The organism is Pseudoclavibacter sp. CFCC 14310, assembly GCF_008831165.1.
Lineage (GTDB): Bacteria > Actinomycetota > Actinomycetes > Actinomycetales > Microbacteriaceae > Pseudoclavibacter_A.
This window is the reverse complement of record NZ_WBKC01000001.1, coordinates 787,751-809,194: the sequence shown is the minus strand read 5'-3', so window position 1 is coordinate 809,194 and position 21,444 is coordinate 787,751. Positions and strand designations below refer to the sequence as shown.

Sequence of the window (21,444 nt, the reverse complement as noted above, 5' to 3'; positions counted from 1 at the left end):
GTCATGGGCAATGGACTAAATTCTGCCGGGCAGACCAACCCGCACATGTTTCCGACGCTTCCGACAGGCACGACCGTCGCGGAGTACAAGACGTATCGCGAGGCGGTCGCCGCCGTCGACCAGCTGGTCGAGAAAGAGTTCCCCGTCGAAAAAGTGAGCGTCGTGGGCAACGACCTGCACAGCATCGAGCGCATCACCACCGGACTGAGCTACCCGAAGGCGGCTCTCAGCGGGCTGGTCAGCGGGTTGTGGTTCGGCTTGTTCCTCGGACTGATCATGCTGATCTGGACGCCGAACAACGGGATGAACTACCTCTTCGCCGCTCTCGCACTGGGCGCCGGGTTCGGCATCATCTCGGGCATCGTGACCTATGCGTTGACCCGCCGCTACAAGAACTACCAGTCGACCACCGCGGTCGTGGCGAGCGCGTATGCGGTGGTCACCGATCCGTCGGTCGCCGGGCAGGCCCAGCGCATCCTCGGTACCATGCCGTCGCTCGGGGATCCGACCCCGCCGCGCGCGCCGCAGATCTGAGCCGCGTGCCTCCCGCGCAGGAGTGAGACGAGAAGAATCCTGTCTGCACGCACGTGCGAGAGGCCGCCGCTCCGCCGATCACTCCGACGTCTCGGGTGACGCGCACCACTCCTCGACCTCGTCGGCCGTGCGCGGGAAGGAGGCGGTCAGCGACTCCACGCCGTCGTCGGTCACGAGCACGTCGTCTTCGATGCGCACCCCGATGCCGCGAAAGTCCTCGGGAATCGTCAGGTCGTCGGCCTGGAAGTACAGCCCTGGCTCGATCGTGAACACCATGCCGGGCTCGAGCAGAGCATCCTGATACATCTCACGACGGGCCTGAGCGCAGTCGTGCACGTCGAGCCCCAAATGGTGGCTGGTGCCGTGCACCATGAAACGGCGATGCAGCTGCCATTCCGTGTCGAGCGTCTGCTCCAGCGGAATCGGCAGCAGCCCCCATTCGCTGGTCTTGCGAGCGATCACTTCGAGCGCAGCATTGTGCACGTCGCGAAAACGCACACCGGGACGAGCCACCGCGAACGCCGCATCGGCCGCCTCTCGCACCGCCTCGTACACCTCACGCTGTCGTGCGGAGAACCGCCCGGACACCGGAACCGTTCGAGTGACGTCGGCCGTATACAGGCTGTCGACCTCGACGCCCGCGTCGATCAGAATCAGCTGTCCGTCCTGCACCGCGCCGTCGTTGTCGGTCCAGTGCAGATAACACGCGTGATCTCCCGCAGCAGCGATGGTGTCGTAACCGACATCGTTGCCGAGCTCGCGAGCGCGCGCCCAGAACGTCCCTTCCACGACACGTTCGCCTCGCGGGTGCCCGCTGATCTCCGGCATCCGTCGCAGGATGTCGTCAAAACCCGCCTTGGAGGCCCCGACCGCCTCGCGAATCTGCGCGATCTCCCAGCTGTCTTTGACCAGACGCAGTTCGCTCGCATCACGTTCGAGCAGGCTGTCGCCAGCGGCGTCGTGACGCTCCCCCAAATCGTCGACCGCGGCGTCTGCATTCGCATCGACACCGGCGATCACGGAGACTGGGCCGGTGTGCGCTCCCAAGACCGAAGGCAGTTGGCGGATGTCGGCCGTGCTGACGCCCAGTCGAGCCGCGATCTCGTCGAGACCGGGCCGCGGCCCGTTCCAGAACTCGCCGATGGCGGGGTCGGCATAGAACTCGTCGGTGTCTCGGCCGGCGGGTTTGCGGAAGAGCAGCACGGGCTCGTCATCGCTGTCGACCGGCGGCAGCACGAGCACGGCGCCCGGCACCGCGTCTGCTCCCCAAGCCGTCAGATGGGTGAAGGCGCTGTGCGGCCGAAAGCGGAAGTCGGTGTCGTTGCTGCGCACTTTGACGTCGCCAGCGGGAACCACGAGTGTGTGTTCGGGAAGCATCGCATGCAGACGATCGCGGCGATCCTCGGCGAACCTGGCCACGACGTCGGTGTCGGGAACCTGCGCCTCTCGGTCTGCCCAGCCCTGTGAGATGTAGGTGCGAAAGTGCTCGTTCTTCGGGGTGCGCGAGCGCGCCTCACCCGGCTTCTGTGCTGAATCGCTCATGCTCTCATTCTCGCACCGGTGTCAACAGGCGATCTCACGCGCCGCAGAGGCACGTCGGCGATACGAGGCAGCGGCTCACGTACGATGACGACATGGCCCTCTCATTCACTCGCATCGACCTGCACACCCATTCTCGGGTGTCTGACGGCACGCAGTCGCCGACCGAGCTGATCGACGAGGCCGCGGCCACCGGCCTCGACTGCCTGGGACTCACCGACCACGACAACACCGACGGCTGGGACGAAGCCGCCTGCGCCGCCGAGCAGGCGGGCATCGGCCTCGTGCGAGGCATGGAGCTGTCGACGATCACTCGCAGCGGCTCGATGCACATGCTCGCCTACCTGTTCGACCCGACGAATCGGGCGCTCACCGAGCTGACCGCAGAGATTCGGGACTCCCGCGAGCACCGCGCCGAACGCATCGTCGCCCGGCTGGCCAAAGACTTCCCCGTCACCTGGGCCGACGTGCTCGCACAGTCAGGCGAGGCGAAGGCGATCGGTCGCCCGCACATCGCCGACGCCCTGGTCGAACGCGGCATCGTCGCAGACCGCACCCAGGCCTTCGACCGAATGCTGCATCCGCGCGCCGGCTACTACGAGCCGTACTTCGCACCCGACCCGGTCGAGGCGATAACGCTGATTCGCGAGGCCGGCGGCGTTCCGGTGGTCGCGCATCCGGCGACGGTCGGGCGCGGCGCCGGGCCCGACGACGACCTCATGCACCGGATGGCCGACGCCGGGCTCGGCGGTCTTGAGGTCTGGCACCGGCTCAATCCGCCGGAGTTCCGCGCACACCTCATGCAGGTCGCGCGCACCTACGACCTCATCGTCACCGGTTCGAGCGACTACCACGGTGCGGGCAAGCCGAACCGACTCGGCGAGAACCTGACGCCGCCCGATCAGCTCGAGCGCATCGTCGAGCAGGCGACCGGTGTGCCGGTGCTGCAGCCCCAGCGCCGAGCGACTCAGCCTTCGAAGAGCTCCTGACCGATGTAGCGCCCCTCTTTCGGCGAGGGAGGAATCGCGAAGATGCCCGACCCGATGTGCGAGATGTACTCGTTCAGCAGGTCTGACGCGCCGAGCCGCCGCTGCAGACGTGCGAAGTGCTCGGGGTCGTTCTGGTACGTGATGAACACGAGGCCGGCGTCGAGCTGCGCATGCGGGTTCAGCCCGTCGGTGTAGTTGTACGACCGCCGCAGCACCTTCACCCCGTCGTTGTTCTCGTGCGCCGCCAGCGCAATGTGCGAGGTCACATCGATGATGCGCTCTCCGTGGTCGTCGGTGGCGGCGAAGTCCGGGTCGTCGAACTCCTTCGACCCGGTCAGCGGAGCGCCCTCGCCCTTCGTACGCCCGAAGATCGTCTGCTGATCGCCGATGCGGTCGGCGTCCCAAGTCTCGATGCTCATACGAATCTTGCGCACGACCTGATAGGTGCCTCCGGCGAACCAGTCCTGGCCGTCGCCGTCGCTCCAGACGAACTTCTCGTAGTCGTCGTCGGTGGTGATGTTGCGCGTGCCGTCTTTGAACCCCATCAGGTTGCGCGGCGTCTGCTGCCCCGGCCCGGCCGACGCGCGCCCGAAGCCCATCTGCGTCCAGTGCGTCTCGACCAGCCCGCGCCCGATGCGCGCGAGGTTGCGCACCGCGTGGTACACGACCTGCGGGTCGTCGGCGCATGCCTGCACGCTGAGGTCGCCGCCGGTGAGCGCCGGGTCGAAGTTGTCGCTCGGCAGAGCCGGCAGATCGGCCAGCAGAGAGGGTCGCTTGTTCTCGAGACCGAAGCGCCCGGGTGCGAACAGCGACGGGCCGAGCCCGATCGTGACGGTGAGGCTTGCCGGGGCCAGACCGTAGGCCTCGCCGGTGTCTTTGGGCACGCCCTGCTCGCTGGTCGGCTCGACCGACCCGACGGCGTCGCCCTTCTGCAGCAGGCCGGCTGCGGCCGTCCACCGTGCCAGCAGCGTCTGCAGCTGCTGCCTCGAAGTCGTCTTCACATTGAACGTCATGAACATCAGGTAGCGCTGCGGCGGCGTCTGCACGCCTGCCGGATGCGCCTGCCCGTAGAACGGCACCGAGTCGTGCAGCTCGATGGTGTCTTTGCCGTCCTGGTTCGTCGTGGCCCAGGTGATGCCGCCTCCGGCGAGCGCACCTCCCACGACGCCGAGTCCGGTGCCGGTCAGCAGCGCACGGCGGCTCACGCCGGCTCGTGGCTTCGCCTCTTCGGCGGATGCCCCCGTCGCCTGCGTCTCAGCGCCTGCGTCGGGTGCGTGGCCGGGTTCGTGGCCGGGTTCGTGGCTCTCTGGCTGTTTCTCTGACATCTGTCGTTCTTCCCCTGCTGCAATCTTGCGTGCGGCTGTGCTGCCTGCTGCGCGAGAGCGGGGCGTCGGCTCAGTGCCGGCGCCCCGCGTCATCGCGTACTCGATATCTTTCGACCCTTTGGCCGTCGTCGTCTGTGCTCGAGCGACTCAGACGACGCTGTGCTCAGCGGTGCTGGTGCACCTCTGACAGCAGACTACGCGGTGGCGACCTTCTCTGCGATCGAGGCCAGCGCGTCGTGCAGCGGCTGGATGCCCTTGGTGAGCTTCTCAGAGTCGCTCGCCTTCAGCTGCTCGTCGTAGGTCTTGAACCCGCCGAGCGCTGACGGATCGCGGTAGCCGTCGAGCATCTTCTGCACGTTCTCGAACTCCTGGTCGATGGTCTTCACCAGGTCGGGATCGATCTTGTCGAGGCCGTCGCGCAGCGAAGCGTACGCCTGCTGTGCGCCCTCGACGTTGCCGGCGAAGTCGACGAGGTCGATGTGGCTGTAGGCCTCTTCCTCGCCGGTGATCTTCGTGGTCGAGACCTCTTCGAGCAGGTCGGCTGCGCCGTTGGCGAGATCCTCGGGCTTCAGGCCTTCGGTGAAGGTCGGGATGACCTGCGTGTTCAGAATGTCGACGTTCTTGACCAGCTCGGTCGAGAGGGTCTTGGTCTCGGCAGTGATCGCACCGCCCTGCCAGAGGTCGCGCTCGATGGCGTGGAAGCCGTGCCAGCCGGCTGCGTCGTCGAGGTTCGACTCGCGCATGTCGATCAGGTAGTCGAGGTTCTGAGCGTTGTCTTCGGGGTTCTCGTTTCCGGGTACGAGGAACCCGTCGACGGCCGATTCAGCACGCTCGTAGTACGGGCGCGCAGTGGCGTAGGCAGTCTTCGCGCCTTCGACGTCACCGGCCTGCACCTTCGCATCGAGGGCTTTGACCGTCGAGTCCAGCTGGGCGACCTGATCTTTGATGTAGCTGCCGTACGCGGGCACACCGGCGTTGAGGACGTCCTGTGCCGAGCCGCTGGGGGCGGCGGCGGCCTCACCGGTCACGGTGAAATCGACGTACTCGGTGTCTGCGCCAGGGCAGTAGATGCGGTACTTGCCGCCGTCGAGCGTCGAGGTGAAGCTCACCGGGTCGAGGCCTGGGGCGAGGTTTTCTTTCTCACCGATGATTTTCTGGTTGAACAGCAGCTCGACTTCGCTGATCGCCGGCGCGCTCTCGTTCTTGACCGTGAAGGTCACGGGGCCGGCAGCGGCCTCGGTGGTGTCGAGCTTGCAGGTGTCTTTGCCGTTGTCACTGGTGAGCGTGACATTGACCTGTGCGGCGCCGCCGGACGACTGTGCCGCATCGCCGCCGTTTGACGAGCACCCTGCCAGGCTGATTCCTGCCAGCACGGCGACGCCGCCGGCGACGAGCACCCGAGTGTGATGCTTCTTCATCTGTGTGTTCCCTCCAACTGTCGCGGATCTCTCCGCTCTCTGATTCTCTGCACGGAGCGCAGAGAAAACCGTCACTTCGCAGCGGCGCCGGTCTCGACCGGTGCGTGGTCACCCTCAGCACCGGCCTGCCGCGCAGGATGGACTCCGGCCTCTGCGTCTTCCGCGATCTGATCTTTGGCCCGACGATGATCGAGCGCGCCTGAGAGCAGCAGACCGGCGGCGACGCACAGCAGCACGCCGGGAAGCCACCCCCACCACAGAGCACGCTCGGCCGCCTGCTGCTGTGCGTCGACGAGGCGGTCGGTCACCGCAGCGACCTCGTCGTCAGGGACGACCCAGCCTGCGCCCAGACCGCCGCTGACGCTGACCGTCTTGGTTCCGCTGATGCCGCCGCCGGCCAGCACCGCATTCAGCGTGGTGCTCTGCGCGGCGTTGATCAGCGTGCTGCCACTCGTGCGGGCGCTGTAGGTCTGGCGCTGGCTCCATTGCGCCTCGAAAGGCCCAGGTGTGCGCTCGAAGTTCAGACCAGACGGCAGCCGACCGCCGTTGCGTCGCTGCAGGTCGGCGACCGTGGGGTTCGTCGGCAGATCGCTCGGCGTCGGCGACGACACCGTGGTCTCCCACTGACTCTGCTGCACGCCTCCGACGACGCCGTCAGAGACATGGTGCAGTGTCACGTCGTCCTGCCCGTCGACGGCCAAAGTGATCTGATCGGCGCTGACCTCGGTCAGTCGAACCGAGATGGTCGCCCCCGGTGCCGTACCAGGGCGCTGGGCCTGCAGCGTGTCTCCCATCGCATCCGTGTGCACGCGAGGCACCAGGGCGAACAGCGCCGCCGCCAGCACCACGGCGCCACCGGCCAACCACATCTTCAGCCGCAGCCGACGGTGCAGCGGCACGGTGTGCGAGTCGGGCCAGAAGTAGATGACCAGTACCGGCAGCAGGTAGGCCAGCCAGGCGAGCACCTCGATCAGACGAGGATCGGTCGGAATGCCGAACATGCCGGTGATGACCGCGCCCAGCACCGAGGTCTTCGGCATCCAGGCCGAGAAATCGCCGATCTGCTGCTGCCCGATGACGATCCAGCCTGCCTCGTGTGCGGTGCGGAAGACGTTCAGCACCAGACCTGCGGCGATGAAGACGAGGAAGATGCCGGTGATGCGAAAGAACTTGCGCAGGTTCAGACGCAGCCCGCCGACGTAGATCGCGAATCCGATCGCGACGGCCACGAGGATGCCGGCAGCCGCTCCGATGAGCGCGAGGGCCTCGCTCGACTGCGAGGCCTGAATGGCGGCAAGCAGAAAGACAGCGGTCTCGAACCCCTCTTTGACCACGGCGAGAAACGCCATTCCGGCGAGCGCGTAGGCACCACCCGCGTTCAGCGCGCTCGAGGCGTCGTGCTCGAGGTCGCGCTTCATGCTTTTGGCGTGGTGGTTCATCCACAGAATCATCGTCGTGACGAAGACCACGGCGATGGCCCCGATGACGGTCTCGAGGGCCTCTTGCTGGGCCTGAGGCAGATTCATGGAGAGGGTCTGCAGCAGCACGCCGACGGCGATGCTGAGCAGCACCGCAGCGGTGACGCCGACGATCAGAGGCCTGAGCGGCTTGCCGTTCTTGCGCAGGAACGCAGCGATGATGCCGACGATCAGCGTGGCTTCGAGACCCTCGCGCAGGCCGATCAAAAACGTGCCGAGAAACACACCGTTCCAATCATCAGATGAAGCGTGGACTCGCCTGACACTAGCACCGGGAGTGACCGTACACACGGGGTTGATCACTATTCGGGAATCCGAATTTCTGGCTCCGGGAAGCCGTACTTTTTTGTCTGTCTCACGCAACCGGGTCCTGTGCGATTGTCGACGCCTGTTGGCGGCCCTCGCTCAGCCGTTCACGCAGATGGATCGCCTCTGCGGTCGAACGGCGAGACTGCGCCCCCGACGAACGACGCAGCGTTCGGATTCCACGGCAGAGCCGGCCTTCGACGGCGGTTTCCCCGCGGTGGGCAGCGAGCCGCTGCCCACGTGTCGGCGGCTGGTGCCACAATGGTCGGCATGGAGAATTCCGCCAAACGCGTGCTCTTTGTGCACGCGCATCCCGACGACGAGACACTCTGGAGCGGTGGCACGATCGCCACATATGCCGCCCAGGGCGCTCAGGTCACCGTACTCACCGCGACGCGCGGCGAGCTCGGCGAGGTGATTCCCGAGTCGCTGAAGTACCTCGAACACGATCAGCCCGAGTTCTCAGCGGCACGCGAGGCCGAGCTCAGCCAGGCGGTGCGACAGCTCGGGGTCACTGACCATCGATGGCTCGGCGGCCTACACGCCAAGCCCGCCGACGTCGCGCTGCATCGCTACAGCGACTCTGGCATGCAGTGGGGGCCTGGCGGGGTCGCCGAGCCTGCCGATGACTCCCCCGAGAACGCCTTGGCAAACGCCCCGCTCGATCAGGTCGCCGAAGACATCCAGGCGGTCATCCAACAGGTGAGGCCGCATGCGATCGTCACGTACAACGCCATCGGCGGCTACGGACACCCCGACCATGTGATGGTGCATCGAGCGACCCAGCGCGCCTTCGACGCCGCCCATCTCGACGACGAGGCATGGCATCCCTCGACGCTCTTCGCGGTGCAGCGTCCGCGCAGCGCAGTGCGGCGCGACGCCGCACGCACTCGGGCCAACAGCAGATTCGAGCCACTGCCCCACAGCCGACAGGTGACGGTGCCCGACCGGCAGATCGACACCAGTGTCGATGTGCGGCCCTTCCACGATCAGATTCGTCGGGCCATGCAGTGCTACCGCACCCAGCTGATCGTCGAAGGCGATTACTACGCTCTTTCGAACGGCACCGGCGGCCCGGTTCCCGGCTTCGAGTACTTCACCGAGATCGGCGGGCGCGCCTACGCGGCATCGCCAGACGCTCAGCGCGATCTGGTCAACGGCTGGGAGCCCATCAGAAGCGGCCGATCAGAGGTCTATTACAGCCCGCCGACCGGGGCCGTCACGACCGGCAGACGACGCATCGTACACTCGGTGCTCACGCCGATTCTGCTCATTCTGCTCGGCGTGCTGGTCACGTTCATCACCACTTTCAGTCACAACGCCGTCTGGCGTCCGACAGGTTCGGCCTCGCCGACGATTCCCTACGGTCTCGTCTTCTCGTTGGTCGCGCTGCTCGGCGTCGCTCTGGCGCTGCGGCTCGAGCTCGCAGGCCGATGGTCGGCGGCTTGGTATGCCGTCGGCGTCTGGGTGACCATGTTCGTGTTCGCCGCCTCGCCGCCGACGCAGGGTGTGATCATCAGCGGCCTCGGCGTCAACGGCTATATCTGGCTCTACGGCGGCATGCTGGCCGTCGCGGTTCTCGCGGTGGCTCCGCTGCCTCACCGCAGCGGCAGCCATTCGAGCTGAGGCCGAGAGCGACCAGGCCGTCGGCACCGGCTCGTTGCAGCTGGTGAGGACATCCTCATCGGCTGGCGGCAGCGCCTGGCGGTACACTTGCGGCAAGACTTTCGGAGGCTGATTCTGTGACCTATGTCATCGCACTGCCCTGTGTCGATGTCAAAGACCGCGCCTGCATCGAGGAGTGCCCGGTCGACTGCATCTACGAGGGCGATCGCACCCTGTACATCCACCCAGACGAATGTGTCGACTGCGGTGCCTGCGAACCGGTCTGCCCGGTCGAGGCGATCTACTACGAAGACGACCTGCCCGAAGAATGGTCTGACTACTACCGCATCAACGTCGACTTCTTCCAAGAGCTCGGTTCGCCCGGCGGCGCCGCCAAAGTCGGCCCAACGGGCTACGATCATCCCGCCGTTCGCGATCTGCCGCCGCAGGGTGAGGGCCACTGACGCATGCCACGCAATCTCGTCGCGCAGACTCCGACCTATCCTTGGGAACAGCTGAAGCCGATTCGCGAACGCGCCGCACAGCATCCTGACGGGCCCGTCGATCTCTCGATCGGGTCGCCTGTCGACCCGGTTCCCGACCTTGTGCAGCGCGCACTGGCCAATCACGCCGACACGCCGGGCTACGGCACCGCCGCGGGTTCGCCGGCACTTCGGGAGGCCATCGCGGGCTGGTACGGCCGCCGCCGCGGGGTGGAGCTCGACACCGACGCGGTGATGCCCACGATCGGCTCGAAAGAGTTCATCGCACAGCTCGCGCTCTGGCTCGGGCTGAGGCCAGATGACGTCGTGGTGCAGCCCGTCGTGCACTACCCCACCTATGCGGTCGGCGCGGATGCGACAGGCGCGCGACTGGTGAGCAGCGACGATCCCGACGAATGGTCGGCTGGCACTCGTCTGATCTGGCTGAACTCCCCCGGCAACCCAGACGGCCGTGTGAACGACGTGCAGCTGCTGCGTCGAGCCGTCGCGCGGGCCCGCGAGCTCGACGCGATCATCGTGCAGGACGAATGCTATGCCGAGCTGGGCTGGGAGGCCCCGTGGGATGCGCACGTGCCCTGCATCCTGGAAGACGCCGTCACCGACGGCGACCTGCACAACGTGCTGTCGATGTACTCCCTCAGCAAGCAGTCCAACATGGCGGGCTACCGTACCGGCATCGTCGCCGGTGACCCGAAGCTCGTGCAGTCGCTGGTCAACCTGCGCAAGCAGTTCGGGCTCTCGCTGCCACGTCCGATCCAGGCCGCAATGACCGCAGCACTGGACGACGACGAACACGTCCAGGCGCAGAAGGCCGTCTACCGTCGGCGTCGCGAGCTGCTGCTGCCCGCGGCACGCACCTGGGGCCTGCAGATCTCTGACAGCACTGCGGGCCTCTACCTGTGGGGCACTCGTGGCGAGGACGGCTGGGACACCATGCGCGCACTCGCTGAGCTGGGTGTCATCGGCGGCCCCGGGCACTTCTATGGTTCGGCCGGCGAGCAGTATGTGCGTCTCGCGCTCACGGCGACCGATGCCGCGATCGAGACCGCCGCGGCTCGCCTGTCGCACTGACCTGCGGGCGGCACCGGCACATCCGCCTGATGCCTCACGATCACATCGATGCCTGACTGCCGCGAAGCCAGCGAACCCACGAGACTCGATCGTCGCGGTGCGCCGCCGCACGCGCTCTTCGCGCCGCTCATATCACGCACTCTTTGTGCCTCTCATACAGAGAGCCTTGTGCTGGGCTGACAGTCTTTGGCGAGGTTCTCCGACACCTACCGGCGAATCCTGGGCTCGATTTCATGAACTGACCCGCACCTCGTAGGATTGCGTTTGACCGTGCTACAACGCCGTGACGCCGTCACACATCAGTAAAGGGAGACAGCAGTGAGCGACCGCAACAAAACTGTGAAGCTGATTCATCCGAACGGTGAGACCGAGTTCCCCATCCTTGAGACGACGGCGGGACACGATGCGATCGACTTCACAAAGCTCACCAAGAACACGGGGCTGACGTCGTTCGATCCCGGTTTCGTGAACACCGCCTCTACCAAGTCGAACATCACATTCATCGACGGTGACGAAGGCATCCTGCGCTACCGCGGGTATCCCATCGAGCAGCTTGCCGAGCACTCCAGCTTTCTCGAGGTCGCCTGGCTGCTGATCCACGGAGAGCTGCCCACGCCCGAAGAGCTGACCGACTTCGAGTACCGAGTGATGCATCACAACATGCTGAACGAAGACTTCAAACGCTACTTCGACGTCTTTCCCAAAGAAGCGCACCCGATGTCGGTGCTCGCCAGCGCGGTAAGCGCACTGTCGACCTTCTATCAGGATTCGCTCGACACGCAGGATGCCTACCAGGTCAAGGTCTCGTCGGTGCGTCTGCTCGCGAAGATGCCGGTGCTCGCCGCCTATGCGCTCAAGCGCAGCCTGGGTCAGCCGCTGATGTATCCCGACAACAAGCTCGGCTACGTCGACAACTTTCTGCGCCTGACTTTCGGCATGCCCACTGAGGAGTACGAGGTCAACCCGGTTGTGAGCCGTGCCCTCGAACGTCTGCTCATTCTGCACGCCGACCACGAGCAGAACGCGTCGACCTCGACCGTTCGCCTCGTCGGCTCGACACAGGCGAACATCTTCGCCAGCGTGTCGTCAGGCATCAACGCCCTGTTCGGGCCGTTGCACGGCGGAGCGAACGAGGCCGTGCTCACCATGCTGGAGCAGATCCGCGAGTCGGGCATGAGCGTCGGCGACTTCGTCGAGAAGGTCAAGAACAAAGAGTCGGGCATCCGCCTGATGGGCTTCGGCCACCGCGTCTACAAGAACTACGACCCGCGCGCCAAGATCGTCAAGGCCTCGGCAGAGTCAGTGCTCAACGAGCTGGGCGTGCACGACCCGCTGCTCGAGATCGCCACCGAACTCGAAGAGATCGCGCTCAAAGACGACTACTTCCAGTCACGTCGTCTGTACCCGAACATCGATTTCTACACCGGCGTCATTTACAAGGCGATGGGCTTCCCCACGAAGTTCTTCACCGTGCTGTTCGCCATCGGTCGTCTGCCGGGCTGGATCGCACAGTGGCGCGAGCAGAACGATGACCCGACCACGAAGATCGGTCGCCCGCATCAGCTCTACATGGGCAACGTCGAGCGCAACTACCCCGGCATCTGACCGTCGACGTTCTGAAGCCCTGGCCTCCAGCTCACACTGGGGTCAGGGCTTTTTGCTGTCTGCCTTCTGCCTTCTGGTGTCTGCTGTCTTCTGCCTTCTGCCTTCTGCCTACTGCTGTCTGCACTCTGCAGTCCATCTTTTGCACTCTGCTACAACACCCGTCTCGCAGGCCTGTGCACACTTCCGCCGGTCTGTGCACCCTTCCGCCGCCCGTGCACACTTCCGCCGGCCTGTGCACCCTTCCGCCGCCCGTGCACACTTCCGCCGGCCTGTGCACCCTTCCGCCAAGATCACACGCATTCTGACAAATCCGTGATCGCACCAGCGAAACCGTGATCGCACCAGGCGATCGAGAGGCCGCGCCAGCGAAACCGTGACCGCGCCAGGCGATCGAGAGGCCGAGCGAGCCAAACCGTGACCGCCGGCAACTGTGTCGAGCTGGTTTGAGCTCCGGCGGTGTGAGCTGCTGCGGCAAAAGACACAAGGCACAAGGCACGAAGCACAAAGCACAAGGCACAAAGAAAGAGCGGGTGGTCAGTGGGCCTTGCTGCCACTGACCACCCGCTCTTGAGACGAATGTCGCTCCGCGGCGCGGGCACTCCGAAAACGAGTGCTACGCCGTGGAGACGCCGCGCGACCTACTTCGAGGCGTTGCGACGACGCGAGGCCTCTTTGGCGCGCTCGTTCGCGTCAAGTGAGACCTTGCGGATGCGAATTGCCTCGGGAGTCACCTCGACGCACTCGTCTTCGCGGGCGAACTCAAGGCACTCCTCAAGCGTGAGCTCACGGCTCGGCGTCATCGACTCGAAAGTGTCAGCCGTCGCCGAACGCATGTTCGTGAGCTTCTTCTCTTTGGTGATGTTGACGTCCATGTCTTCGGCGCGCGAGTTCTCGCCGATAACCATGCCCTCATAGACCTCTTCGGTGGGCTTGACGAAGAACGACATGCGCTCCTGCAGGTTGGTGATCGCGAAGGGGGTCACCACACCGGCACGGTCGGCGATGATCGATCCGTTCACACGGGTCGAGATCGGGCCGGCCCAAGGCTCGTACTCGGCGGCCAGCGTGTTCGCGATGCCGGTGCCCTTGGTGTCAGTCAGGAACTGCGTGCGGAAGCCGATCAGGCCACGCGACGGCACGATGAACTCCATGCGCACCCAGCCGCTGCCGTGATTCGTCATGCTCTCCATGCGGCCCTTGCGTGCGGCCAGCAGCTGAGTGACCGCACCGAGGAACTCCTCAGGCACGTCGACGGTCAGCTGCTCGGTCGGCTCGTAGGTCTTGCCGTCGATCTCTTTGGTGACCACCTGCGGCTTGCCTGCAGTGAGCTCGTAGCCCTCACGACGCATCTCTTCGATGAGGATTGCCAGCGCCAGCTCTCCACGGCCCTGCACCTCCCAGGTGTCCGGGCGATCGGTCGGCAGCACCTTGATCGAGACGTTGCCGATGAGCTCGCGCTCCAGGCGCTCCTTGACCAGACGTGCGGTGACTTTGGCGCCCTTGACGCGGCCGGCCAGCGGCGAGGTGTTGATGCCGATCGTCATCGAGATCGCGGGGTCGTCGACGATGATCGGAGGCAGCGGGCGGGGATCCTCGGGATCGGTCACCGTCTCGCCGATGGTGATGTCGGGGATGCCGGCGATTGCGACGATCTCGCCCGGGCCGGCGCTCTCACCTGGCACACGGGTCAGGGCCTTCGTCTTGAGCAGCTCGGTGATCTTCACGTTCTCTTGCGAGCCATCGCTGCGGATCAGCGCCGCCTGCTGGCCCTTCGTGAGCGTGCCGCTGAAGATGCGCAGCAGGGCAAGACGGCCGAGGAACGGCGAGGCGTCGAGGTTGGTGACGTGAGCCTGCAGCGGAGCCTCGTCATCGTACTTCGGAGCCGGAACGTGCTTCATGATGGCTTCGAACAGAGGCTCCAGGTTGTCGCTGTCGGGCAGCTCTCCGTCGGTGGGACGGTTCCAGCTGGCACGGCCGGCACGACCTGACGCGTAGATGACCGGGACGTCGAGCAGTGCATCCTCGTCGAGGTCGGGCACCTCGTCTTCGAGATCGCCCGCGAGGCTCAGCAGCAGATCCTGGCTCTCTTCGACGACCTCTTCGATGCGAGCATCGGGGCGGTCGGTCTTGTTCACGACCAGGATGACCGGCAGACGTGCGGCCAGCGCCTTGCGCAGCACGAAACGCGTCTGCGGCAGCGGGCCCTCAGAGGCATCCACCAGAAGCACGACGCCGTCGACCATGCTCAGGCCGCGCTCGACCTCGCCGCCGAAGTCGGCGTGACCGGGGGTGTCGATCACGTTGATCGTGATGTCTTTGCCGTCGCTGGCCGGGCCGTTGTAGAAGATCGTGGTGTTCTTCGCGAGAATGGTGATGCCCTTCTCACGCTCGAGGTCGTTCGAATCCATGACGCGGTCTTCGACCTCGGCATGCGAATCGAACGAGTTCGTCTGGCGGAGCATCGCATCGACCAGCGTGGTCTTGCCGTGGTCGACGTGTGCCACGATTGCGACGTTGCGAAGATCCTCGCGTGAAACTAGGGCCATCAGGTTCATCCTCAAAATGTGTGTGTGCCAGGTCGGGCACGGAACAGACGGCGGTCGGCAACCGCCGGGGCTCCATCGAGACGAAACGAGGAGCCAATCTATCTTAGTTCACACGCGTGAACATGGCGAACGCCATTCTGACGACGCCGAACCTTCAGCCACCTGCACCCGGTATTCTGTGCCCTGTATGTCTACCGAACCCACCGCATCGACCACCCCGAAGACTGCAGCGTCCTGGCGCGATCTCTTCGCCACCCCAAGCCGAGCAGCCGTCATCGTGCTCGCCAGCGGAATCGCGCTCTACGGCACCAACGTCTATCTGACCGCGAGCCTGCTGCCGAGCGCGGTCGCCGACATCGGCGGCCAAGAGCTCTATGCGTGGGTGTCGACCGCATTTCTGCTGCCCTCGGTGGTCGCTTCGCTCTTCGTCGGCCGCGCCCTGGCCGGCTGGGGCGCCCGCCGCGCGTACCTCGTCGCGTTTCTCGGCTTCGCCACCGGCCTGGCGCTCAGCATGATCGCGCCGAACATGCCGATGTTCCTGGCGGGCCGGTTCGTGCAGGGCTGCGCCGGCGGCCTGCTGACCGGTCTGGCCTATGCGGTCATGCGCGTGACTCTCGCTCCCCGACTCTGGACACGCGCTATCGCCCTGCTCTCGGCGATGTGGGGCGTCGGCAACTTCGTCGGCCCCATGCTCGGCGGTCTCTTCGCCGAGTTCGGCATCTGGCGCGGGGCGTTCGCTCCGCTGGCGATCGGCGCGCTCGTCGCAGCCGGACTGGCCCTGCGCACGCTGCCGCGCACGGCATCCGCGGAACAGCTCGAACGCATGCCGATCGTCTCGCTCACGCTGCTCACCGGAGTCACGGCGGCGCTTTCGCTGACCGTCGTCTTCACCGAGCAGCGGCAGGTGCTCGCCCTGCTCGGCGTCGCCGCAGCGCTGGCAGTCGCGTTCGTGTTAGTCGAACGCAGCGGGTCACGCACCCTGCTGCCGCGCAGCGTCTACTGGGGCGGTTCGCCGCTGCGGTGGATCTACATCGTGATCGCCGCCCTGTCTGCCGCCTCGACGGTCGAGGCGTTCGTTCCGCTCTTCGGCCAGGAGCTCGCCGGGATGTCGCCGTTCGTCGCCGGCTTTCTGGGCGCGATGATCTCGTGGGGCTGGACGTTCGGCGGCATCCTCACCTCAGGCGCCATGTCTGACGGCAGGGTTGCTGCCCTGCGCGTCGGCGGCCCGATACTGCTTGCGGTCGGTCTGGCCGGTTACGCCATGGTGCAGCCGGCGGATGCCGGACTCGGCACGGTCGCGCTGTGGTTCGCCGCGCTGTTCGTCGCGGGCCTGGGCATCGGGTCGTCGTTCGGACACACGGCCGCCGCAGCACTGCGCAGCACGGACGACCCCGTGGAATCGCAGAAGGCCTCAGCCGGGGTGAACACGGTGCAGCTGCTGGCAAACACGGTCGGTTCGGCGCTGGCCGGCCTGCTAGTGAATCTCGGCGGCCCGTCGATTCCCGGCAGCGCACGGTCGCTGACCTTCTTCTTCGCCGCGTTCGCCGGCGTCGGCGCTGTCGCAGCCTGGCTCGCGGTACGACAGATGATGCCCGGTTCGCGCCGCGAGATCAGTCGCTAGTTCGACACGGTTCGGCCGATCGCTCAGTGCGATCCTGCGTCGTCGACAGCGGATCAGCTCCACACCCGACGTCGCTGCGGCGACGGACGCTGACCTCGACGCGCCTCGGTCATCAGAGGTGCGGCCTCGATGCCACGCGCCTCGATCAGCTCGCAGGGCCCGACGGTGCGACTCCACCGATCCGCGAATCGCTTCGCGGTCTCTGCACGCCGACCGAGTTCTTTCGGCACCGCGAGCAGCGTCGAGGCGGGCAGCAGGCGATCGAGCAGGGCAAGCGGACCATCCGTCAGAACGCTGGCCAAAGTGACCGGCCCGCGATCGATGCGCAGCAGGAACCGCGGGCGCTCGACCGGGCCGAACAGTTCGCCGACGGCATCCATGATGAGGCGGCGGTCGGCCTCGGAGCCGCCGTTGACGCCGAGCGTCCACGAGAGGGGTCGCCTCTTCTCGTCGCGAGTGGCCGCCACCGTCAGGTTGGCTCGGCCGATGCGCTCGGTGGTGCCCTCGTCGGCGAAGGTGTCGGCTATCGACTGCAGCGCGCCGACGTAGACCTGCTCGGGACGGGCCCGGTAGCGAATGCGCCGGGCCGCCTCGAGCGTGGGGCGCCAGAGCACGCAGACGCAGACCACGAGGTACACGAGCGCAGCGATGAGGCTGCCCGCTGACAGCCCGAAGCCGAAGAACGTTCGTCCTATGAGCACGGCGAACAGCGCGGCAACGGCCCAGAGCACTGCGGTGAGGCCGAGCAGCGTCGGCACGTGCAGATTCGCGACGGAGCTCCCGTCGCCGAGAACGGCGGCCTGACCCTCTTGGTCGGCATATGGTTCGCCGACGCCCCAGCGTCTCCAGGTCGTGGGCCGCGGTTCGAGTGCCGCAAGGCTGCGCTCGGTGAGCTTCTCCGCTGCCTCTGGTCTGACACCGCCTGTGGTCGTGCCGCCGGTTTCGCCACCCTGTCCGAGCCGCACGCTGAGCCGCGCGACCTGTTCCATTGTGAGCGCATGGGCGAGACCGGTGACGATCTCGCGTTCGCTCTCGAGGTCGACGCCCCAGAGGTGTTCGTGTTTGCGGTTCAGCCGGCTGAGCTCAGAGCTGCCGTCAAGCTTCGACCGTGCCGGCAGCAGACAGGTGACCGTCCAGTTGTGGGCGACCTTGCCCGGCCACGCCGGGTCGAGCCGCAGCGTTCGCCCGCGCAGCTGCTGCGTCGCCGCAGAGGTCGCGGTCGCGGTGAGATCGATGAGCGTGTTCATCGCGGGGCAGTCCCAGCCTTCGCCGAGCAGACCGCGGGTGCCTACGAGCACACGCACACGCCCCTCGGTGACCAGGCGGTTGAGGCCCGCGATGATGGTGGCCGCACTGGCGTCGGTTTCGATGTCGGCGACGGATGCGCCAGCCACACCCGCCTGTGACCTCGCGCTGGTCTCATGTGACGTCGCGCTGGCCTCACTGGCCGTGTTCCTGCTGGTCATGCGCTCGGCCTCTGCCCCGCCGCGCACCGTACAGGCTGCTCCGCACAGCTGAGACAGGGCGTCCGCGAGCGCCTCGGCCTGATCAGCCCTCGCGCGCAGATGCTGGCCGGTGACCAGCACCGGATGCAACTCGGCGATGATCGGATCTGCCGCGATGGTCTCGAAGGCGCGCAGCGCGCCGCTCTGGGCCGAACCCGTCGACCCCTCTGCCGCACCTCCTGCGGCACCGCGCCGGTGCACGCTCGAGACGTCTGAGACGCCCGAGACACGCCGCTGCGAACGAGAGTTCCCGTGCGTCGCGAAGTCGGTGACCACCACGGCACGCACGAGCTCGCCGTCGCGGCGCAGCTCCTCATGCAGAATGTCGACGGCCGCCTGATCTTTGGCCGCGGACATGGCCAGCACCTGCTCGACGGTGTCTCGCCCGCGGCGCAGCCCGCGATCGGTCAGCCGCCAGCCGAAGTCGGAGAGCACGCGTCGCATCCGCCGCCAGTCGCCTTCGCGCTCGGGATCGATCAGCAGCCGCTGCAGCGCGTATCTCGCGAGCACGGTGAACCGGTCTTCGGCGGTCGGGGCGGCAGTCGATCCGGCGGGCAGGCGGCCGACCAGAGGATGCCTCGGATCGAGGTCGGCGAGCATGACGGCCGCCGCATGGGCGAGGTCGAAGTCGGTGTCGAACGCCCGTGCGAGGGCGGCGTCTCTGGCCGCCTGGCTCTCAAGGGCGGGCGGTCGGGAGGCTGCAAGGGACGCGCCGGGAGCATCCTCGGAATCGGGCGGCACGGCAGCAGACGACTCAGAAACAGACGACACGGAAGTGGCCACGGGCGGTTGCAGCACCGAGATCAGCCAGTCGTGCCCGTCGGCCGTGCCGAGGGTGTCGGCGATCAGCTGCTGCAGCTCGTCGTCGTGACGCCGCAGAAAGCGCTGCTCGTCGGGGGTCGGCTCGGTGAACCACACGATGTCGCGAGACGGTGCGAGGTTGCCCTCGCGGATCACCGCCGGAGTCGGCACTTCGTAGTCGACGTCGCCGAGCAGCTGTGCGTAGTTCGCGTAGTGCGGGTCTTCGCTCGAGGGCAGCGTCGCAGTGAGCCCGATGAGCAGCGGAGTGTCGCCGGTGGCTCGGATGCGCGCGACGAGGCAGCGGATGACCAGCGCCCAGTGGTCGAGCAGGTGGTGGCATTCGTCAAGGATGATCGTGCGCACCCCGTGCGCGACGAGCCGGTCGATCAGCGCGACCGCGTTCGGATGCAGTGCACGTTCGATCGTGGCGGGGTCGTCTGCGATCTCGGCCTTGCGGGCCCGAGCTGCGCGGCGGCGCACTCCTGCACGCCATGCCTGAGGGTTGCTCTGCTCAAGTGCGGAGAGCCAGGCGCGGGCATCGTGCTCGGTGCGCCCGCCTTCGACGAGCTCTGTGACCCACATCTCAGCTGCGACGTCGTCGAACGGATTCGAGTCGGCGACGGTGCTGACCATCTGATAGGTCAGGGCGGTGAGGTCGCCGAGGTGCTGCGGGTCTTCGGAGACCGCAGGCTCGGGCGACGCCGCCGGGCGTGTGGCGCTGGTCGCCAGACCGCTCGCCGTTCGTCCCCACTGCTGACGGATGGTCACTGTCGGCGCGAACACGACGGAACGCCGACCATCGCGCATGGCGAGCAAGAGCCCGACGAGCGTCTTGCCCGAACCCGCTGGTGCGACAATGTGCAGGCTTTCGTGGCTGCCCACCTCGATGCGCTGCAGAATGTCGCGCTGATACGTGCGCAGCGTGCCCGTGAACTGCCACGCGCTCAGCGGATGCTGCGAGTCGGCGCGAACTCTGGCAGGTTCTGCGTCTGCAGGCGACGGTTCGTTCTGCGGTGCGGCGACAGAGACTCGCTTGTTCGCAGGCCTCTTCTTGTTTCGCTTCTCCACAGCTGTCGCACCTTAGGCAGCGGTCGCGGCGCTCACCAGACCGATGACCCCGGCGACTGCGCTCACTGCGGCGAGAGTCAAGGCGATCGCGATGAGAATCTGGTGCACTCGCAGAAAGCTCGTGGCCTTGCCGTTCTCGTCGCGAGCGCGCTTGTCCTGCGACACACGGCGCAGAAACTGCGGCCAGACGATCACGTTGAAGAAGGCGTTGACGAGCAAAACCACTGAGATGAAGATGAGCATGCACACAGCCTAGTTGCTGTGCCTCATTCGAGCTCCGGTTCAGACGCTCGCTGCGCTGTCAGCAGTCAGCAGTCAGCAGTCAGCAGTCAGCCGACAAGAGACAACAGACAGGGCGTACCCGTGCAACGAAGTCGACGGGTTCTACTCACTCCCGCAACGAAGTCGACAGGTTCTACGCACTGGACGATCAGTCCAGCACATTCTCTACACTCACGAACCCTCTCCGGCATCCCCAACCGCGAAAGCACAGAACCAGCGACTATCAGCCACGCATGGCCGCACCTTCTACACACTCGCCGTGCATTCGACAGGAACTGCACATTCGCGCAACGAAGTCGACAGGTTCTGCACACGCGGCAGGACAAATGCATACGCCCAGCTGCGAAAGCGCAGAACCCGCGAACAGAGTCCGCACCCCGAACTCAGCAGTAGCGTCGGGCCAGGTTCACAGACGCTTCGATATACCCGCCCGCGTACTTGTACGCATGCATGATGATCATGGCCAGCTCGTGCAGACCGACTCTCTCACGCCACCCGTCTGCCAACGGTGAGACCTCGTCGTAGGCGGCCACGACATCCGCACGAAGGGGCAGACCGAAGACCGCGAGCGACGCGAGATCGGTCTCGGCGTGCCCGCCCTGCGCATAGGGATCGATCAGCGTCACCCCGGTCGGCCCGCCGTCGTACATCACGTTGCCGCCCCAGAGGTCTCCGTGATTGCGGGCGACGGTGTGGCCGGCTTCGCGCACGAGCGCAGGCTGAACGACGTCGAACTCCCCGGCACGCAGCCGGTCGCAGACCCGATCGAACACCGCACGCTGGGCAGCATCGATGTCTCCGCGGTCGCTGAGACGCTCGGCGAACACCTCGATGCGGCTGTCGGCATAGAACGTGCCCCAGTTCGGGGCCGCCTGCGTCTCGTCGAGTACGAGCGGGGTGTGGGAGTGGCCGACCCACGACGGTCTCACCCAGTCGTCCGGCGGGCACCCCCACCACGGAGCCCCGGCGGCATGCGTGTGCGCGAGGGCGCGCCCGAAAGCTCGGGCGGATGCCGCAGTCGGCATGGTCTCGTGCACCCGCTCGATCGCGAGCTCGGTCTCGTCGACGCGGAAGACTCGGGCGATGTGCACTCCCCCATCGGGCTCGGCTTCGGCCAGCCAGCGCAGACTCGCCGCTTCGCCCGGAAGATTGTCGCCAGGCCGCTTGGTCTTCAGAAAGATGTCGAGATCTTGCACGTGGCGAGTCTACGACGCGAGACTGTGCGGGCTGGGCATATGTGGGCGCGGT

The 21,444-nt window shown here is 66.2% G+C and carries 15 protein-coding genes; 7 read left to right on the top strand and 8 right to left on the bottom strand.

Annotated elements, in window-relative coordinates:
• The first annotated feature begins 3 nt into the window (after positions 1–3).
• Positions 4–534 (top strand): general stress protein, encoded by a 531-nt coding sequence (locus F8O06_RS03590; protein WP_158037478.1) that lies wholly within the window; start codon positions 4–6, stop codon positions 532–534.
• A gap of 78 nt (positions 535–612) precedes the next feature.
• On the opposite strand, the gene F8O06_RS03585 is transcribed toward F8O06_RS03590, so the two are convergent.
• Entirely contained in the window at positions 613–2,076 is a 1,464-nt protein-coding gene (locus F8O06_RS03585) for an aminopeptidase P family protein (protein ID WP_158037476.1), read from the bottom strand.
• 92 nt (positions 2,077–2,168) lie between these two features.
• Between F8O06_RS03585 and F8O06_RS03580 the strand changes: the two genes are divergently transcribed.
• Entirely contained in the window at positions 2,169–3,062 is an 894-nt protein-coding gene (locus tag F8O06_RS03580; RefSeq protein ID WP_158031907.1) for a PHP domain-containing protein, read from the top strand.
• Here the strand turns inward: F8O06_RS03580 and efeB are convergent.
• The 3 genes from efeB to efeU all read right to left on the bottom strand — a co-directional run bounded on the left by efeB (position 3,041) and on the right by efeU (position 7,508).
• A complete protein-coding gene (gene efeB, locus F8O06_RS03575; protein WP_158037474.1) occupies positions 3,041–4,387 on the bottom strand; it encodes an iron uptake transporter deferrochelatase/peroxidase subunit in 1,347 nt (448 codons plus the stop codon). The two genes, F8O06_RS03580 and efeB, sit on opposite strands and share 22 nt — an antisense overlap.
• A gap of 194 nt (positions 4,388–4,581) precedes the next feature.
• Positions 4,582–5,805, bottom strand: coding sequence for an iron uptake system protein EfeO (gene efeO, locus F8O06_RS03570; RefSeq protein WP_158037472.1), 1,224 nt, complete (start codon positions 5,803–5,805; stop codon positions 4,582–4,584).
• Positions 5,806–5,876: 71 nt separating this feature from the next.
• Positions 5,877–7,508: an iron uptake transporter permease EfeU gene (gene efeU / locus F8O06_RS03565; RefSeq protein WP_192496821.1), complete on the bottom strand. Its 1,632-nt coding sequence runs from the start codon at positions 7,506–7,508 to the stop codon at positions 5,877–5,879.
• Between the two features lie 351 nt (positions 7,509–7,859).
• On the opposite strand from efeU, the gene F8O06_RS03560 reads away from it, so the two are divergent.
• The 4 genes from F8O06_RS03560 (at position 7,860) to F8O06_RS03545 (ending at position 12,373) form a co-directional block, all read left to right on the top strand.
• Positions 7,860–9,215 (top strand): PIG-L family deacetylase, encoded by a 1,356-nt coding sequence (locus F8O06_RS03560; protein WP_192496820.1) that lies wholly within the window; start codon positions 7,860–7,862, stop codon positions 9,213–9,215.
• A gap of 116 nt (positions 9,216–9,331) precedes the next feature.
• Complete coding sequence (fdxA, locus tag F8O06_RS03555) at positions 9,332–9,658, top strand: ferredoxin (protein WP_158031912.1); 327 nt, start codon at positions 9,332–9,334, stop codon at positions 9,656–9,658.
• A gap of 3 nt (positions 9,659–9,661) precedes the next feature.
• Complete coding sequence (gene dapC / locus F8O06_RS03550; protein ID WP_158037466.1) at positions 9,662–10,768, top strand: succinyldiaminopimelate transaminase; 1,107 nt, start codon at positions 9,662–9,664, stop codon at positions 10,766–10,768.
• Between the two features lie 318 nt (positions 10,769–11,086).
• A complete protein-coding gene (locus tag F8O06_RS03545; RefSeq protein ID WP_192496819.1) occupies positions 11,087–12,373 on the top strand; it encodes a citrate synthase in 1,287 nt (428 codons plus the stop codon).
• 638 nt (positions 12,374–13,011) lie between these two features.
• On the opposite strand, the gene typA is transcribed toward F8O06_RS03545, so the two are convergent.
• Positions 13,012–14,919 carry a translational GTPase TypA gene (gene typA / locus F8O06_RS03540; protein WP_158031915.1) on the bottom strand — a complete coding sequence of 636 codons (1,908 nt, stop codon included), beginning with the start codon at positions 14,917–14,919 and terminating at the stop codon, positions 13,012–13,014.
• Between the two features lie 187 nt (positions 14,920–15,106).
• On the opposite strand from typA, the gene F8O06_RS03535 reads away from it, so the two are divergent.
• Positions 15,107–16,540 (top strand): MFS transporter, encoded by a 1,434-nt coding sequence (locus F8O06_RS03535; protein WP_158037464.1) that lies wholly within the window; start codon positions 15,107–15,109, stop codon positions 16,538–16,540.
• Positions 16,541–16,593: 53 nt separating this feature from the next.
• Here the strand turns inward: F8O06_RS03535 and F8O06_RS03530 are convergent, their stop codons facing one another.
• The 3 genes from F8O06_RS03530 to F8O06_RS03520 form a co-directional block, all read right to left on the bottom strand.
• Entirely contained in the window at positions 16,594–19,914 is a 3,321-nt protein-coding gene (locus tag F8O06_RS03530) for a DEAD/DEAH box helicase family protein (RefSeq protein WP_158037463.1), read from the bottom strand.
• A gap of 12 nt (positions 19,915–19,926) precedes the next feature.
• Positions 19,927–20,157 (bottom strand): SCO4848 family membrane protein, encoded by a 231-nt coding sequence (locus tag F8O06_RS03525; RefSeq protein WP_158031918.1) that lies wholly within the window; start codon positions 20,155–20,157, stop codon positions 19,927–19,929.
• 422 nt (positions 20,158–20,579) lie between these two features.
• A complete protein-coding gene (locus F8O06_RS03520) occupies positions 20,580–21,392 on the bottom strand; it encodes a fructosamine kinase family protein (RefSeq protein ID WP_225733362.1) in 813 nt (270 codons plus the stop codon).
• Between the last annotated feature and the right edge of the window lie 52 nt (positions 21,393–21,444).